The organism is Nitratireductor sp. J20-h4 (assembly GCF_056780505.1).
Window position 1 is genome coordinate 3,998,722 of sequence record NZ_CM165557.1, and the last position, 15,930, is coordinate 4,014,651.

The following is a 15,930-nucleotide window of genomic DNA, read 5'->3' on the forward strand; positions in this document are numbered from 1 at the left end:
CCGCCCGACGCGTCACGGCTGGCGGGGCGAACCGCGCAATCGCGCTCAGGAAAACAACAATGCCGACAGTTTGCGCCGCGCCGACAGGGTCGCCTCGTCGGTCGGGCCCCAGGCTTCGAAGAAGGTCAGCAATTGCGCGCGCGCGCCATCGTCGCGCCATTCGCGGTTGCGGCGCACGATATGAAGCAGGCTGTCGGCCGCCTCCTCGCGCGCGCCGGAAGCGTTCTGGATCAGGGCGAGGTCGAAACGGGCGTCGTGATCGTCGGCATCTTTCTCCAGCCGGCGCAGCAGCTCCTGCGGGTCGCCCAGCGCGCTGGTCTCCTCGGCCAGCGACAGGCGGGCGCGCACGCCGGCAATCTCTGCCGTGTCGCTGTCCGGGGCAACCTGCTCCAGCAGCGCCCGCGCCCCGTCGAGATCGCCCCGATCGAGGCTGAGACCGGCCAGGCCGGCGATCGCGGCCGGATGTCCGGCCTCCTCGGCCAGCACGGCGCTGTAGATTTGCGCCGCCAGCTCGTCGTCGCCCGCCTGTATTGCGGCCGCGGCCTGTTCCAGGGCCGCCTCCAGCCCCGACTGTTTCGGGTCGCCGCCCAGGCGCTGAATGAAATCCTGCACCTGGCTCTCGGGCACCGCGCCCATGAACCCGTCGACCGGCTGGCCGTCGCGAAACGCGATCACCGCCGGGATCGACTGCACGCCGAGCTGGCCGGCAATCGCCGGATGGTCGTCGATATTCATCTTGACCAGCTTGACCGTGCCGCCCGCGGCGCGGACCGCCTTTTCCAGCACCGGCGTCAATTGCTTGCACGGGCCGCACCAGGGCGCCCAGAAATCCACCAGAACCGGCTGGTTGCGCGATTCCTGGATGACATCCTTGGTAAATTCGGCCGTGGTCGTGTCGCGGATCAGGTCGCCGGCCGGGCCTGCGCCCGCATTCGGCGCTCCGAACGAGATCTCGGTGGCGTAGTCGCCCTGCGATGCGGCAAACGGGTTGTCCTTCACGCTCATCCTCGTGTCTTTCGGTTCGCTTCGTTGCCGATTATGTGGCTATTGGCCGGTCACGTTCAAGATCACCGGCGGGTGGGCGATCGCGTCGAGAAAGCGCAAAAGGTCGTCTTTTGCAATCCGGGTCGTGGCGTCGTTGGTCAGCGGATGACAATTGACGAAATCGTGGCGCATCAGCCCGGCGTCGAGCACCAGCTTCACCTGATGGTCGACATCGTTGATGAGCCCGAAAACCGTCACCGATCCGGGTTCCACGCCGAGCAGCCGCATCAGCGCATCGGCGCTGCCGAACGACACCCGGCCGGATGCGCCGATCACGCGATGGATGGTTTTCAGATCGACCGTCGCGTCCTCCTCGACCGTGACCAGGAAATACGCACCCTTCTTGTCCTTCAGAAAAAGGTTTTTGGTGTGCCCGCCGTCGATCGTGCCGCGCAGGGCCTGCGACTGCGCCACCGTATAGAGCGGCGGGTGATCGATGGTCGTCGCCTCAACGGCGAGCTCATCGAGATACGCCAACAGTTCGGCACGGGTTTTTGCGGCCATGATCTCACTTCGCTTCCGGTCATGTGCGGCCATGACTAGGACAAACCGGGCAGGCAGGACAAGTCCGCCGCCCATGTAACGGCCCGAGCCGGATGCGTCGCGCCGCAAGCCCGTTCTTGCCGTCATGCCGGTCAGGACGCCGCCCGCCACGGCGGTTGAATGGGTGCCGGCAGCCTTGCTGGTTCGGCGCCCGGCAAGGCTCGCGCACAACATCGCCGACAGCCCTAAATTCCCTGTTGCAATCGCATGGCGTTTCCGCCATATAGGCGCGGCTTGCGGCGTGACGCCGCGCGAGCGGGTGTAGCTCAGGGGTAGAGCACAACCTTGCCAAGGTTGGGGTCGAGCGTTCGAATCGCTTCACCCGCTCCAAAATTTCCTTAGATTTGAATAGCTTAGGGCTCGGGTATCCGGGCCTTTTTGCTGTTCGGGCACGGGGGAGCGCGCGGGGGAGTTCTTTATATTTTTTGTTTGCTCCCTGGAATCGCAGACTCTAGGATTCGCGCTTGGGGACCGCATCAGGGGAATGGCCGTGAAGTTCATAGAGGACCAGACGCCCCAAAAACTGCGGGGGGGCTATTATACCCCCCTCGACCTCGCGTGTTTCATTTCCCGTTGGATTGCCGAGCTAAATCCCGACAAGGTCTTGGAGCCGAGTTGCGGTGATGGCGTCTTCTTTCAGGCGCTGGCCGATGTCGGTGGTTTCGGCAATACGAAGCTTGCGGGCTTCGAGCTTAATAATGATGAGGCAGAGAAGGCCGCTCGGCGGGCTAAGGAGCTTGGACTTCGGCAGGCTGATGTGCGTGCCGAGGATTTTCTCGGCTGGGCAATCGACAACATGGATGAAGGAGGAGAGCGCTTCGACGCTGTGATGGGAAATCCGCCGTTCGTCCGCTATCAGTTTCTCCCTTCCGAATTCCAGATGCGGGCAGCCATAATCTTCGATGAACTTGGCCTAAAGTTCACGAAGCATACCAATGCGTGGGTACCCTTTATCTTGGCGTCCATGTCGCTGCTTCGACCAGGTGGCCGACTGGCAATGGTGGTCCCAGCAGAGATAATCCACGTTACCCATGCACAGTCGCTTCGGAGCTATCTCGGCAGGGAATGCCGCCGCCTCGTCATCATCGACCCAGAGGAGTTGTGGTTTGACGGCACGCTCCAAGGTGCTGTCATCCTGCTGGCGGAGAAGCGCGGAAGCTCAAGGCAGAAGGCGGAAGGTCTCGGCATAGTGCCGGTACGCGGGAGAGAATTTCTTCGCCGCCCGCCTGCCGAAGTCTTTGCAGAGCCCCAGTCGATCAATGGCAAGACTGTAGCGGGCAAATGGACGCGAGCACTGCTCGACCTTGAGATGCGGAACCTTTTCGATGAGCTTGAGGCGCATGACGAGGTCCATCGCTTCGACGACATCGCACATGTGGAGGTTGGCATCGTAACAGGGGCTAACAAGTTTTTCCTCGTCCCCGACGGGACGGTGAGTGCTTACGGCTTAAGCCAGTATGCCCACCCGATGTTCGGCCGCAGCGAGCATTGCCCCGGCGTGATCTACGATGAGCGACAGCATGCGGCAAACGCGGAGAGAGGGAGCCCGACCAATTTCCTGTGGTTTGACGACGCGCCCTGCAAGATGCCAGCGCGTGCGCGCCTATACATCGAGCGCGGGGAGCGTGAGAAACTGCACACTCGCTACAAATGCCGCATTCGCACACCTTGGTATAGGGTGCCCTCGGTCTACTCGACTGAGGTCGGGATGCTCAAGCGGTGTCACGATACGCCGCGCCTGATCCTGAACAAAATAGGGGCCTACACCACGGATACCGCCTATCGCATCCGCACCCGTGATATGGAGGGCGCGCGGCTGGTTGGGTGCTTCGTCAACCCGTTAACGGCCCTAAGCGCAGAGTTGGAGGGGCGGCATTACGGCGGCGGGGTGCTCGAACTCATCCCATCGGAGATAAAGCGCCTGCTGATCCCCTTACCCACGGTGGTCGAACTGGACCTTGAGGCGTTAGACGCCTCCATTCGCAACCGGCCAGCACATGAGACGCTTGAGCGTCAAGGGAAGGCCATCCTTGGAGCGCTTGGCATCTCCGAGGTAAACCAGGCTATCGCGTTGGAGGGATGGCGAAAGCTTCGGGACCGACGCCATCGGACCTCGACAGAGGCAATCGAAGCTTAGTCGATCTCCACTACATAGCGACCGCTGGGAAGCGAGGGAGCAAACAACCGCAGCGTCCGTCCGATTAGACCAGGTTTGCGAATGTGATTTACAGCATCGTCCCAATGCAAACCGGTCGTATAATTGGCTTGCTCAGACGCCCAAGCAGGTTTGTGGCTGAGGTGGAGGTCGAAGTCCCCCACATACACCCCAGCGATCACCAGTGATACGCCCACATTCGCCATCTCTTTGCCGGGGTCGCTTGGGTCAACCGCCCAAGCAAGTGTGTGGAATACTACGTTGCGGAAGTATGACGCCTGATTGATTACCTTGCCGTTCACCTTGAACCCCGCCTGCGTCAGGCGCACGACACCGGGATTGTTTCCATGGGTGAGTAGCTGGAGGTCGCTAGTCGGGAGATTGGGTTTTGCCCAAAGGAGAGCACCATACTGCGGCATGACCGATATCGCAGTACCCGGCACGGACGCTGGCGGCTTGGGCCGGCGGGTCCGCGTAGAAGGTATTTTGAAAGGCAGATTGATTCGTGGTTTGCTGGTATTCGGTCCCTGACGGCCAGCGCCAAGAGCGGAAGTGGTGGTCGGCCTGCGTTCGTCTTCGAGCACGCCCTCCCGCATTAATGTCACAATCTGTCGGCCCGACTGGATTGCGAAACAGTGGTCCGGGAATGCGGTTTCTAGCGTGTTGAAGCCCGCAACGAACGAATTGACAAAACTCGCATCGGTTCCGTCCGAGAGATTAAGTTCGATGTTAGCGCCGGCTTCGATGTTGTTGTGGAGACCTGCATGAGTAAGGTTGGCGCTTCCCATAACGATGCGCGCCGCTCCATTTCCAAGCGCGAGATAAAGCTTGGGGTGGAAAATCCGCGCACGCATGGCTGTATCGACAAGATAAACCTTTGCACCTGTCGCGAGCAGCCCAGCGATGGCTTGCGCCGTCGTGGACCCGTTGCGTGCGCCAATGAAAAGCTTGCATCGGTTTCCCAAAAGGTGAAGTGCTGGCGCGATCTCGGCAACCCCGTTTGAGTTTACGAAAGCGGACGAAAGGATCACGGACGTGATCCAAGGCTCCGCCAACAGATTGTTCAGTTCGCCCGCATGCTGATGTCCAGCCGTGATCGGCTGAAATATTGCTCTTACAACTGCCACAAACGCCCCCTGAATTAACAAAAGGGAACGTAGAAGGAGAGTCGTGCACAATCCAGCCTTGAATGCTACTTGTGTGTCCGAATACCGCCAAGCGCGGTCCTCATTAATGAACGCCATCTCTTCGGCACGATCTACATGCTGGGCGATAAGGTCGGCCGCGATGGCTTCAATTTCGGCTTGGGGGATCCGGCGCGGCCAGATCAACCCGTGCCAGACCTCCCAGGCAATCGCTCCGATGATCGGGCTGACCGCCAGAATGATGAAGGCCCACCCGGCGAGAGTGAGTAGGAGAATCCCAACTGTTTGAAGCTTCGCCCTCATCCCCCGCTGCCACAGCGGGATGATGATTATCGTCTACATGCTCAACACCAAAGCGAAATGTGACTCATAGTCCGTGGGCCAACCGGCACAATACCTGACAAAGCACCGTCTACCCCTCATCCCGCACTCAGACCAGCTCCAATCTACAAGAGAGATTGGAATAGGGAATGCAGCCTGGTCGGCCTTTCCGGATTTCGCCATGGCGAGCGCCCTGGCTTTGTGCTAGCCGCAGGCAATGGCGCAGAAGAAGGCACATGAGGTCGGCGGCTGGCTGTCAAAGCCCGACCCGAAAACGCGGGTTGTCCTGGTTTACGGGCCGGACCGGGGCATGGTGTCGGAACGCGCCCGTGGCTTTGCCGAGAAGACCGGCCTGCCGATGGCCGACCCGTTCGCGGTGGTGAAATTCGATCTCGCCGACAAGGACGCCGATTCCGGCCGCCTGTTCGACGAGATCGCGGCCCGGCCGCTGTTCGGCGGCCACCGTCTGTTGTGGATTCGCAATGCGGGCGCGCAGAAATTCCTCGCCGACGCGCTCAAGGAGATGCTGGCGTCGCCCCCGGACGATCTGACGATCCTTGTCGAAGCCGGCGAATTGAAGAAGGCGTCGCCGCTGCGCAAGCTGGTCGAAACGACGGACCGGGCGATGGCGCTGCCATGTTACCCCGACGAGGCGCGCTCGATCGACGCCCTGATCGAGGGCGAACTGGGCCGGGGCGGTCTGTCGATCGATCCCGACGCCAAATCCGCGCTCCGCGCCGCCCTCGGCGGCGACCGGCTGGCCAGTCGCGGCGAACTTGAAAAACTCGTGCTTTATTGTCAGGGCAACAAGACCGTCGCGCTCGCCGACGTGCTGGCCTCGACCGGCGACGTCTCGGCGCTGTCGGCCGACGACATCGTCGATTGCGCGATGGCCGGCAGAGTGGCCGCGCTCGATACGCGCATGCGGCGCTATCTCGCCGGCGGCGCGCCGCCCTTCCTGCTTCTGTCGTCGGCCATGCGCCAGTTTCAGCTTCTGTCGATGCTCAAGCACGAAATGGAGGCCAACAGCCAAAGCGCATCGGCGGCCGTCGCGCGCGCCAGGCCGCCGGTATTCTTTTCCCGCCGCGCCCTGGTGGAAGCCGCGCTCAGGCAATGGAGCGCGCCGTCGATCGGCCAGGCGCTCGATCGGCTGCAGGCAACCGTGCTGCAGACCCGCATACGCGCCGAACTCGCCGCCGATCTGACCTGCCAGGCGCTGCTGGCGCTCGCCGTCCATGCGCAGGCGCGCGCCCGCAACGCGCAACAGCGATCGCCATAGGGATGATGACCGCTTGACGCCATTGGCCATAAAAGCCGGCTAATAAACTCTTCGGGCGTCCGGTCCCCGGAATCGGCCACCGGCATAGCCATGGCGCCCATCGATCGTCGAAAGAGCCAAAACAGCAAACGAAAACAATCTGTTATCCGGCAGGTCCGGAACGGGACCGGCCCGTCAATGGCTTTGCAGCCGCCGGCACACTTCGTCGAGCTGTTCCAGCGTTTTATAGTCGATCCGGATCTGGCCGCCGCTATCGCGATGGTGGATCGAGACCGAAAGCCCGGTCACGTCCGACAGGAGCTTTTCGAGCGCCTGCGTATCGGCGTCTTTCTGCGGCGTTGTCTGCTCGCCTTTGGCGCTCTTGGTCTCCGGCGCCCGCGGCGTCTGGGCGAGCAGTTCCGCCTGGCGCACCGACAGGCCTTCCTCGACGATCTTTTTGGCCAGCCCCGCCGGATCCTCGGCGGTAACCAGCGTACGGCCATGACCGGCCGAAAGCGACCCGTCGACAAGCATGTCGCGGATCACCGGCGGCAGCTTCAGCAGCCGCAGCGTGTTGGCGACATGGCTGCGGCTCTTGCCGATGATGCGCGCCAGGTCGGCCTGGGTGTATTGATGCTCGTCGACGAGCTGCTGGTATCCGGCCGCCTCCTCGACCGGGTTGAGGTCGGCGCGCTGAACGTTTTCGATGATCGCCAGTTCCAGCGCCACCCGGTCGTCCACGTCGCGGACAATCACCGGCACCTTGGCAAGGTTGGCGCGTTGCGCCGCGCGCCACCGGCGCTCGCCGGCGATGATCTCGAATCGGCCGTCGGCGGCCGGACGCACGACGATCGGCTGCACGATGCCGTGTTCGCGGATCGACTGCGACAGGTCGCCAAGCTCTTCTTCCAGGAACTGGCGGCGCGGATTGCGCGGATTGGCGAGCAGGAATTCGATCGGCAGATCCCGGTCCGCCGGCGGCGTGTCCTGCGCCGTCGCCGGCTTGTCCATGTCACCGATCAGTGCGGCGAGACCCCGCCCGAGCCGGCGCCGCGATTGTTCCTCGGTCATCTCACTGTCGTCCCGACATCGTTTCGCATCTGAATCGGTCTATGCGGCCCGCAAGCGCCGCTCGCGCCGGATCACTTCCGACGCAAGCTGCAGATAGGCCTGGCTGCCCGTGCATTTGAGATCGTACAAAATCGCCGGCTTGCCGTGCGAGGGCGCTTCCGACACCCGCACATTGCGCGGGATGACGGTTTGATAGACCGCCTCGCCCATATAGGCGCGCACGTCGTCAACCACCTGATTGGCCAGATTGTTGCGCCCGTCGAACATGGTCAGCACGATCCCCTGGATCGTCAGGCCGGGATTGATCCCGGCGCGCACCTGTTCGACGGTTTCCAATAGCTGGCTCAGCCCCTCCAGGGCGAAAAATTCGCATTGCAGCGGCACCAGCACCGAATCGGCGGCCGCCATCGCGTTGATCGTCAGAAGGTTGAGCGATGGCGGGCAATCGACCAGCACGTAGGAATACCGGTTTTCGCCCTCGGGCATCGGCCGCAGCGCGTTGCGCAGCCGCAGGGCGCGATCCGGCAGGCCGGAAATCTCCATCTCGACCCCGAGCAGGTCGAGCGTCGAGGGAACGATCGACAATTGCGGCACCGCGGTCTGCATCGCGGCCCCGGCGATGGAGGCCTCGCCGACCAGGACGTCGTAGGACGACAGGGTTCTGTCGCGGCGATCGATGCCGAGCCCGGTGCTGGCATTGCCCTGCGGGTCGAGATCGACGATCAGCACGTTTTCGCCGATCGCCGCCAGGGCGGTCGCCAGATTGATCGCCGTGGTCGTCTTGCCCACGCCGCCTTTTTGATTGGCGATGGTGATGATGCGTGTCGCGCTGTTCATGTCTGTCCGCAATCCCTGTGCCGCGCGCCGTTACGTCCGCGTGGCCTTGCTGATCTCGAGGACCACACTGTCGTCATCGACAGAACTGCGGTGTTGTACCAGATCGAGATTCCAGGTGTCATGCGCTAGTTTGATTTCTTCACCACTATCGCGGCCTTTGTGAAACATGGCCCGCGTTCCGGCCGCCAGCCACGGCTCCGTGAGCGCCAGAAGCTGCGGCAGCGGCGCCAGCGCGCGCGCCGTCACGATCTCCGGCGCCGGGGAGCATTCAACCACATCCTCGATCCGGCGTGCGAGGATTTCCGCCCGCGGCGCCAGCCCGGACAAGGCGTTTTGCAAGAAGGCCGCCTTTTTCCGGTTGCTTTCGACCAGTCTTACCGCCGCGTCGGCGCGGTCATGAACGAGAATCGCAATCACGGCGCCTGGAAAGCCGCCGCCTGAGCCGAGATCGGCCCAGTCTCGGGCCTCGGGGGCAATGGCGAGGAGCTGGGCGCTGTCGAGAATATGCCGCCGCCAGAGACTGTCGAGGGTCGACGGCGCCACGAGATTGATGCGCCGCGCCCATTTGCCGAAAATCGTTTCGAACTGGCGCAGCCGCTCGAATGTTTCACGTGAAACGGGCCCGGCGACGCGACACAGAGCCTGATAGTCGTCCTCGCTCACGCCGCCGACCGCCCCGCGCGCGGCGCGCCCGCCCGAACCTGCGCGATGATCAGCGCGATCGCGGCCGGCGTCATCCCCTCGACCCGATAGGCCTCGGCCACCGATTCGGGCCGGCTTTTCTCCAGCTTCTGGCGCAGTTCGTTCGACAACCCGGCAATCGCGCCATAGTCGAGCCCGTCGGGGATCGCCAATTGCGCCTCGCGCTTCATCAGTGCGATATCGCTTGCTTGGCGCTCGAGATAAACCGCGTAGCGCGCCTCCGTTTCCAGGGTCTCGGCAATCGCCGGCTCGATCTCCGCCAGTTCGGGCCAGATCCGCGCCAGGGCCTGGATCGACTGGCCCGGATAAGAGAGGAGATCGTAGGCTGACCGACGCACGCCGTCCTGATTGATCGCGATCCCGGCCCGCGCGGCCTGCGGTGGTGTCAAAGAGACGTCGAGGCATGCCGCGCGCGAGCGCGCGAGCGCCTCCGATTTGGTGGTGTAAGCAGCCACACGCTCGGGTCCGGCAATACCGAGCGCCATCGCCTTCGGCGTCAGCCGCTGGTCGGCATTGTCGGCCCGCAGCGTCAGGCGGAACTCAGCCCGCGAGGTGAACATGCGATAGGGCTCCAGCACCCCGCGCATGGTCAGGTCGTCGACCATCACCCCGATATAGGATTCGCCGCGCCCGAACGTCGCCGCCGTCAGGCCGGCCACCGAACGCGCCGCGTTCAGCCCGGCCACCAGCCCCTGCGCCGCCGCTTCCTCGTACCCGGTCGTCCCGTTGATCTGCCCGGCAAGGAAAAGGCCCGGTATCTTCCGGGTCTCCAACGACGCCCGCAATTCGCGCGGATCGACATGGTCGTACTCGATCGCGTAGCCCGGTTGCACGATCCCAGCCTTCTCCAGCCCGGGGATCGTGCGCACCAGAGCCTGTTGCGCATCTTCCGGCAGCGAGGTCGAAATCCCGTTCGGATAGACTGTCGGGTCGTCAAGGCCCTCCGGCTCCAGAAAAACCTGATGGCCGTCGCGATCGCCGAATTTGACGATCTTGTCCTCGATCGACGGACAATAACGCGGTCCGACGCTGTCGATCTGGCCCGAATACATCGCCGAGCGATGCAGATTGGCGCGAATCACAGCATGGGTTTCATCCGTCGTGCGGGTAACGCCGCACTCGATTTGCCGCTGCGTGATCGAGCCGGTCAGAAAGGAAAACGGTACCGGCTCGTCGTCTCCGGGCTGCATGTCCAGCCGGGCCCAGTCGATCGTGCGGCCGTCGAGCCGCGGCGGCGTCCCGGTTTTCAGCCGGCCGAGCGCCAACCCGGCCTGCCGCAAGGCCTGCGACAGGCCATAACTGGCCTTTTCGTTCATCCGCCCGGCCGGAATGCGGCGCTCGCCGATATGGATCAGGCCGCCGAGAAACGTGCCGGTGGTCAGCACTACGGCCCCACAGGCGATCCGTTCTCCCGAAGCCAGCGTGATGCCGCCGATCCGGCCATCCGCCCGTTCGAACCCGACCGCCTCGCCCTCGACGATGTCGAGCCCGGCCTGCAACGCAAGCGCGTCCTGCATCGCCAGCCGATAAAGCGTGCGGTCGGCCTGGGCGCGCGGCCCGCGTACAGCCGGCCCCTTGCGGCGGTTGAGCAGACGAAACTGGATCCCGGCCTTGTCGGCGACTCGGCCCATCAGCCCGTCCAGCGCATCGATCTCGCGCACGAGATGGCCCTTGCCGAGCCCGCCAATGGCGGGATTACACGACATTACGCCGATCTTGTCCCGCGCAAGGGTCAATAGAGCGGTTCGCGCGCCGGCACGCGCGGATGCCGACGCGGCTTCGCAACCGGCATGCCCGCCGCCGATCACCACTACGTCATATGTCGAGTTCATCACCGTCTCCGAGATCGGACGGGACAGATGCGCCGCGACATCTGTCTTGTCAAGAAAACAGCGCGGCATTGTTTCACGTGAAACGGCCTGCGCCGACATGGCCGGCCTGTTTCACGTGAATCACGCCTTTGCGCCTGTGATCCCCGGCAGGCCATTGTTTCACGTGAATCACTTGCCGATGCAAAACCGTGAAAAGATCGCGCCCAACACCTCCTCGACATCCATCGTTCCCACGACCCGGCCCATGGCCCGCGACGCGATGCGCAGCTCCTCCGCCTGAACTTCCAGCCCCGCAGTGCTGTCTACAGCCGCACGCAAGGCAATCGTCCCGTGCGTCAGTTCTTCGGCCTGGCGCGCCGTAAACGGGACCAGCGATCCGTGTCGGGCAACGCTGGCACGCGCCGCGGCGCTCAGCCGGTCCAGCAGGTCGACCAGGCCTTCGCCCGTGCGCACCGAAAGTCGCAAATCCGCCTCCACCGCCGCGCGCGCGCCCGGTTCGACAAGATCGATCTTGCTCGCCACCCGCAACGCGTCATCCGGAACCGCCCCCGGCACCGCGCCCGGCGCGCCGGGATCGATCAACACAATAACGCAGTCGGCTTCATCCGCGGCCGCGCGGCTGCGACGGATTCCTTCCCGTTCCACCGCCCCGACCGCCTCGCGAATACCCGCCGTATCGGTCACCCGCACCTTCATCCCATCAAGATCGAGCTCGACGCTAACGAGATCGCGCGTCGTGCCCGGCTCGTCGGAGACGATCGCCACGTCCCGCTGCGCCAACGCATTGAGCAGGCTCGATTTCCCGGCATTCGGCGCCCCGATGATCGCGACCTTGAACCCGTCGCGAATGATCTCCGCCTGGCGATAGCCCGCCACATGCGCGGCGATCTCGTCGGCCAGCGCCGCCATGTCCGGCCACACGCGATCCGACATCGCGCCGGGCACGTCGTCCTCGTCGGCGAAATCGAGTTCGGCTTCGATCAAGGCCCGCGCCGCAAGGATCCGGTCGCGCCAGCCCGCATAAAGCGTCTGGTGCCGTCCGTCCGCGTTCTCAAGCGCAAAACGGCGCTGCGCGTCCGTTTCCGCATCGATCAGATCGGCGAGCGCTTCGGCGCCGGGAAGGTCGATCTTTCCGTGCGCGAGCGCTCTTCGGGTGAATTCGCCGGCTTCGGCCTGTCTGAGCCCCGGCATCGCCGACAACACAGCAAGCAGCTTGCCCACGCCGGCGCGCCCGCCATGAATCTGCAGTTCCACGCAGTCCTCGCCGGTAAAACTCGCCGGCCCCGGAAAAAACACCGCCAGCCCGGTATCGATCGGTTCCCCGGCCTGATCGCATAAGCGCCCAAATCGCATCGCCCGCGGCGGCGGCAGCGATCCGATCAGGCCTCGCAGCGCATCGCGCGCCTGCGGTCCCGACAGCCGCACCACGGCCACGCCGGCCGGCAATCCGCCGCTCGACAGGGCGAAAATCGTATCTTGGAAAAGCGTTTGCCCCTGCAACCCGTCAGCCCTACCCTTTGCCCGCATCGCGAGGAAATCCAACATGACTCTCCCGGCCGAGAACCTTCTGTCCGCCGAAAGCAGCCCCTATCTGCGCCAGCATGCCGACAATCCCGTTCATTGGCGCGCCTGGTCCAGCGCTGCGCTTGCCGAGGCCAAGGCGCTCGACCGGCCGATCCTGCTTTCGGTTGGATACGCCGCCTGCCATTGGTGCCACGTCATGGCGCACGAATCCTTCGAAGACGCCGAAACCGCCGCCGTCATGAACCGGCTCTATGTAAACATCAAGGTCGATCGCGAAGAGAGACCCGACATCGACCAGATCTACATGGCCGCGCTGACGGCGACCGGCGAACAAGGCGGGTGGCCGCTGACCATGTTTCTCACGCCCGACGCCCGCCCGTTCTGGGGCGGCACCTATTTCCCCAATAAGAACCAGCACGGCCGGCCGGCCTTTACCGCCGTCCTGAACGCCGTCCATGCCGCCTGGACCGACAAGAAGGCGGAGATCGAACAAAACGCCGCGGCGCTCTCCGCCCATGTCGCGCGCAGTCTCGCCCCCCTCGTCGAAGCCAGCCAGGACGCGACCGCGCCGCTCGCCGATCTGGCCGGATCGATCGCTGATATGACCGACCCCACGCGCGGCGGCCTGCGCGGGGCGCCGAAATTCCCCAACGCGCCGTTCATGAACGCCCTTTGGCACGGTTGGCTCGACCATGGCGAACAACGCTATCGCGATGCGTTCCTGACCAGCCTGCGCGGCATGCTCAACGGCGGCATTTACGACCATGTCGGCGGCGGTCTGTGCCGCTATTCGACCGATGGCGACTGGCTGGTGCCGCATTTCGAAAAGATGCTCTACGACAACGCGTTGATGATCCGCCATTGCCTGTGGGCGCACGCCGAGACCGGCGACGACATGTTTCGGGACCGAATCGAAAACACGGTCGCATGGCTGGTCCGTGAGATGCGGCTCGACGGCGGTGCCTTCGCCTCCAGCCTCGACGCCGACAGCGCCGGCGAAGAGGGACTGTTCTACACGTGGACACGGAGCCGAATCGAATCCGTCCTGGGCGGCGATGCGGGTTTTTTCTTTCGTCATTACAAACTCGGCACGGCCCAGCATTGGGAGGGCGATCCTGTGCTGTTCCTGGCCGACGCTCCCCAGCCAGAGGACGAGGCCCGGCGCTTGGCCGACCTACTGGCAAGGCTGCGCGACGCACGCGCCGAGCGCATACGGCCCGGACGTGACGACAAGGTTCTGGTCGATTGGAACGGCCTCATGATCCGCGCGCTCGCCGAAGCCGGTCGCTATTTCGACCGCGGCGACTGGATCGACATCGCGGCCGACAGTTTTCGTTTCGTTGTCGAATCGAGCGATGGCGGGCGCCTGCCACACAGCATTCTTGGCGCGGACCGGCTGTTTCCCGCCATGTCCAGCGACTATGCCGCGATGATCAACGCCGCGATCGCGCTGGCCGAGGCCTCGGGCGATCGCGATCCGCTCGATCAGGCGCTTATGTGGGCGGCGACGCTGGAAGACTGGTACGGCGACGGCAATTCGGCCCATTACCTGACCGCGCGCGACAGCGCCGACGTGCCGTTTCGCATCCGCGGCGACGCCGATGACGCCGTTCCGTCCGCCACCTCGCAAATCGTCGAGGCTCTCTTCCGGCTTGCCGCGGCGATCGGGGATGTCGATCTGACGCTGCGCGCCATGGCCACCGCGCGCGCCGCTCTCGGCCGTGCTGCCCAGCAGCGTTTCGGCCAGGCCGGCATCGTCGTCGCGGCCGCCATGGCACTCGAGCCGCGAAAACTGGTCATGACCGGCGGCGCTGAGTCCGGGTTCCTTTCGGTTGCGAATCGATATCCCGATCCGCGACGGGTCGATGTCATCGCCTCCGCGTCCGGCGATCTCGGCGCTGCCTTGCCGGAGGGCACGGTGATCGACAGCGGTGCGGCCGCCTATCTGTGCCTGGGGCAGACCTGCCTGCCACCGATCAAGGCAACCGGCCAACTCGAAGCCCGGCTGGCCGAAACGGTACGCCGCGACGCGCCATAAGAACGTGCCGGGACGCCAAGTTTTTGAAAGCCGTGTCCCGCCCTTGACCCAGAGCGCGACGCTCCCGGCAAAGTCTATCGAAACTTACGGAAAAACAACCACTTATCGAGAAGATGGCGAATCATAGCCGGCTCATCGACCGGCCCTGACTCACGTGTTCATCGAATCGAAGAAGTCGGCGTTGCTCTTGGTCTGTTTGAGCTTGTCGATCAGGAATTCGATCGCGTCCGTGGTTCCCATCGGCGACAGGATCCGGCGCAGCACGAAGATCTTCTGCAGATCCTGGCGCGGGATCAGCAGATCCTCCTTGCGCGTACCCGATTTCAGAATGTCGATCGCCGGGAAGATGCGCTTGTCGGCCACCTTGCGGTCGAGCACGATTTCCGAATTGCCGGTGCCCTTGAATTCCTCGAAGATGACCTCGTCCATCCGGCTGCCGGTATCGATTAGCGCCGTGGCGATGATGGTCAGCGACCCGCCTTCCTCGATATTGCGCGCCGCGCCGAAAAACCGCTTCGGCCGCTGCAGGGCGTTGGCGTCGACACCGCCGGTCAGCACCTTGCCGGAAGACGGCACGACGGTGTTGTAGGCGCGTCCGAGCCGGGTGATCGAATCGAGCAGGATCACCACGTCGCGGCCGTGCTCGACAAGGCGCTTGGCTTTCTCGATCACGATTTCCGCAACTTGGACGTGGCGTGCGGCCGGTTCGTCGAAGGTCGAGGACACCACCTCGCCGTTCACCGAGCGCTGCATGTCGGTCACTTCTTCCGGCCGCTCGTCGATCAGCAGCACGATCAAGAAACACTCAGGATGATTGGTGGTGATCGAGTGGGCGATATTCTGCAGAAGCACCGTCTTGCCGGTGCGCGGCTGGGCCACGATCAGCGCGCGCTGGCCCTTGCCGAGCGGCGCCACCAGATCGATGACCCGCGACGAGCTGTCCTTGGTCGTCGGATTGTCGATTTCCATGCGCAGCCGCTCATTGGGGTAAAGCGGCGTCAGATTGTCGAAATGAATCTTGTGACGGATCTTTTCAGGATCCTCGAAATTGATCGTGCTGACCTTGAGCAGCGCGAAATAGCGCTCGCCTTCCTTCGGGCTGCGGATCGGTCCCTCGACCGTATCGCCGGTCTTCAGCGAAAACCGCCGGATCTGCGAGGGCGAAATGTAGATATCGTCCGGACCCGGCAGATAGTTGGCATTGGCCGAGCGCAGGAAGCCGAACCCGTCCTGCAAGACCTCCACCACGCCTTCGCCGATGATCTCGACATCCTGCGCCGCCAGCTTCTTCAGGATCGCGAACATCAGCTCCTGCTTGCGCATGACGCTGGCGTTTTCGACCTCCAGCGACTCCGCAAAGGCGATCAGGTCGGTAGGCTTCTTGCTCTTGAGGTCTTGGAGTTTCATTTCTTGCATATTGTGTGCTCGAAGGCGGAGGGGAAAACAGCGGAAACGGCGAA

General features: G+C 63.7%; 12 protein-coding genes and 1 tRNA gene. 4 read left to right on the forward strand and 9 right to left on the reverse strand.

What is annotated here, in order from left to right; genetic code table 11:
• Positions 1-45 precede the first annotated feature (45 nt).
• The gene (gene trxA / locus ACT2B0_RS19300; protein ID WP_473459906.1) at positions 46-1,005 is read right to left on the reverse strand and encodes a thioredoxin; all 960 of its coding nucleotides are present in this window, start codon (positions 1,003-1,005) and stop codon (positions 46-48) included.
• Between the two features lie 39 nt (positions 1,006-1,044).
• A complete protein-coding gene (locus ACT2B0_RS19305) occupies positions 1,045-1,548 on the reverse strand; it encodes a prolyl-tRNA synthetase associated domain-containing protein (protein ID WP_473459907.1) in 504 nt (167 codons plus the stop codon).
• Positions 1,549-1,842: 294 nt separating this feature from the next.
• On the opposite strand from ACT2B0_RS19305, the gene ACT2B0_RS19310 reads away from it, so the two are divergent.
• Positions 1,843-1,917: transfer RNA gene (locus tag ACT2B0_RS19310), tRNA-Gly, on the forward strand.
• A gap of 154 nt (positions 1,918-2,071) precedes the next feature.
• The gene (locus ACT2B0_RS19315) at positions 2,072-3,724 is read left to right on the forward strand and encodes an Eco57I restriction-modification methylase domain-containing protein (RefSeq protein WP_473459908.1); all 1,653 of its coding nucleotides are present in this window, start codon (positions 2,072-2,074) and stop codon (positions 3,722-3,724) included.
• Here ACT2B0_RS19315 and ACT2B0_RS19320 read toward each other — a convergent pair.
• Positions 3,721-5,190 carry a phospholipase D family protein gene (locus ACT2B0_RS19320; protein ID WP_473459909.1) on the reverse strand — a complete coding sequence of 490 codons (1,470 nt, stop codon included), beginning with the start codon at positions 5,188-5,190 and terminating at the stop codon, positions 3,721-3,723. The genes ACT2B0_RS19315 and ACT2B0_RS19320 overlap by 4 nt on opposite strands.
• 235 nt (positions 5,191-5,425) lie before the next feature.
• Here ACT2B0_RS19320 and holA point away from each other — a divergent pair, with 235 nt between their 5' ends.
• Positions 5,426-6,487, forward strand: a complete 1,062-nt coding sequence (holA, locus tag ACT2B0_RS19325; RefSeq protein ID WP_473459910.1) for a DNA polymerase III subunit delta — start codon at positions 5,426-5,428, stop codon at positions 6,485-6,487.
• Between the two features lie 174 nt (positions 6,488-6,661).
• Here holA and ACT2B0_RS19330 read toward each other — a convergent pair whose 3' ends face one another.
• The 5 genes from ACT2B0_RS19330 to mnmE form a co-directional block, all read right to left on the reverse strand.
• A complete protein-coding gene (locus ACT2B0_RS19330) occupies positions 6,662-7,537 on the reverse strand; it encodes a ParB/RepB/Spo0J family partition protein (RefSeq protein WP_473459911.1) in 876 nt (291 codons plus the stop codon).
• 39 nt (positions 7,538-7,576) lie between these two features.
• Positions 7,577-8,374, reverse strand: coding sequence for a ParA family protein (locus tag ACT2B0_RS19335; RefSeq protein ID WP_473459912.1), 798 nt, complete (start codon positions 8,372-8,374; stop codon positions 7,577-7,579).
• 30 nt (positions 8,375-8,404) lie between these two features.
• On the reverse strand, positions 8,405-9,037 hold the full coding sequence (gene rsmG / locus ACT2B0_RS19340) for a 16S rRNA (guanine(527)-N(7))-methyltransferase RsmG (RefSeq protein WP_473459913.1): 633 nt from the start codon (positions 9,035-9,037) through the stop codon (positions 8,405-8,407).
• Positions 9,034-10,908, reverse strand: a complete 1,875-nt coding sequence (mnmG, locus tag ACT2B0_RS19345; RefSeq protein ID WP_473459914.1) for a tRNA uridine-5-carboxymethylaminomethyl(34) synthesis enzyme MnmG — start codon at positions 10,906-10,908, stop codon at positions 9,034-9,036. Before mnmG ends, rsmG begins: the two co-directional genes overlap by 4 nt.
• 168 nt (positions 10,909-11,076) lie before the next feature.
• Positions 11,077-12,435, reverse strand: a complete 1,359-nt coding sequence (mnmE, locus tag ACT2B0_RS19350; RefSeq protein WP_473466112.1) for a tRNA uridine-5-carboxymethylaminomethyl(34) synthesis GTPase MnmE — start codon at positions 12,433-12,435, stop codon at positions 11,077-11,079.
• Between the two features lie 16 nt (positions 12,436-12,451).
• Here mnmE and ACT2B0_RS19355 point away from each other — a divergent pair, with 16 nt between their 5' ends.
• A complete protein-coding gene (locus ACT2B0_RS19355) occupies positions 12,452-14,470 on the forward strand; it encodes a thioredoxin domain-containing protein (protein ID WP_473459915.1) in 2,019 nt (672 codons plus the stop codon).
• A 150-nt stretch (positions 14,471-14,620) separates the two neighbouring features.
• On the opposite strand, the gene rho is transcribed toward ACT2B0_RS19355, so the two are convergent.
• A complete protein-coding gene (gene rho / locus ACT2B0_RS19360) occupies positions 14,621-15,886 on the reverse strand; it encodes a transcription termination factor Rho (protein WP_106570317.1) in 1,266 nt (421 codons plus the stop codon).
• Positions 15,887-15,930: the final 44 nt, after the last annotated feature.

What these genes read in the sequence shown, in the direction of transcription:
- holA (WP_473459910.1), top strand. Translation starts at nt 5,426, where the DNA reads ATGGCGCAGAAGAAGGCACATGAGGTCGGCGGCTGGCTGTCAAAGCCC.
- ACT2B0_RS19355 (WP_473459915.1), top strand. Translation starts at nt 12,452, where the DNA reads ATGACTCTCCCGGCCGAGAACCTTCTGTCCGCCGAAAGCAGCCCCTAT.
- ACT2B0_RS19305 (WP_473459907.1), bottom strand. Translation starts at nt 1,548, where the DNA reads ATGGCCGCAAAAACCCGTGCCGAACTGTTGGCGTATCTCGATGAGCTC.
- mnmG (WP_473459914.1), bottom strand. Translation starts at nt 10,908, where the DNA reads ATGAACTCGACATATGACGTAGTGGTGATCGGCGGCGGGCATGCCGGT.
- ACT2B0_RS19320 (WP_473459909.1), bottom strand. Translation starts at nt 5,190, where the DNA reads ATGAGGGCGAAGCTTCAAACAGTTGGGATTCTCCTACTCACTCTCGCC.
- ACT2B0_RS19330 (WP_473459911.1), bottom strand. Translation starts at nt 7,537, where the DNA reads ATGACCGAGGAACAATCGCGGCGCCGGCTCGGGCGGGGTCTCGCCGCA.
- trxA (WP_473459906.1), bottom strand. Translation starts at nt 1,005, where the DNA reads ATGAGCGTGAAGGACAACCCGTTTGCCGCATCGCAGGGCGACTACGCC.
- rho (WP_106570317.1), bottom strand. Translation starts at nt 15,886, where the DNA reads ATGCAAGAAATGAAACTCCAAGACCTCAAGAGCAAGAAGCCTACCGAC.
- ACT2B0_RS19335 (WP_473459912.1), bottom strand. Translation starts at nt 8,374, where the DNA reads ATGAACAGCGCGACACGCATCATCACCATCGCCAATCAAAAAGGCGGC.
- ACT2B0_RS19315 (WP_473459908.1), top strand. Translation starts at nt 2,072, where the DNA reads ATGGCCGTGAAGTTCATAGAGGACCAGACGCCCCAAAAACTGCGGGGG.
- mnmE (WP_473466112.1), bottom strand. Translation starts at nt 12,435, where the DNA reads ATGCGGGCAAAGGGTAGGGCTGACGGGTTGCAGGGGCAAACGCTTTTC.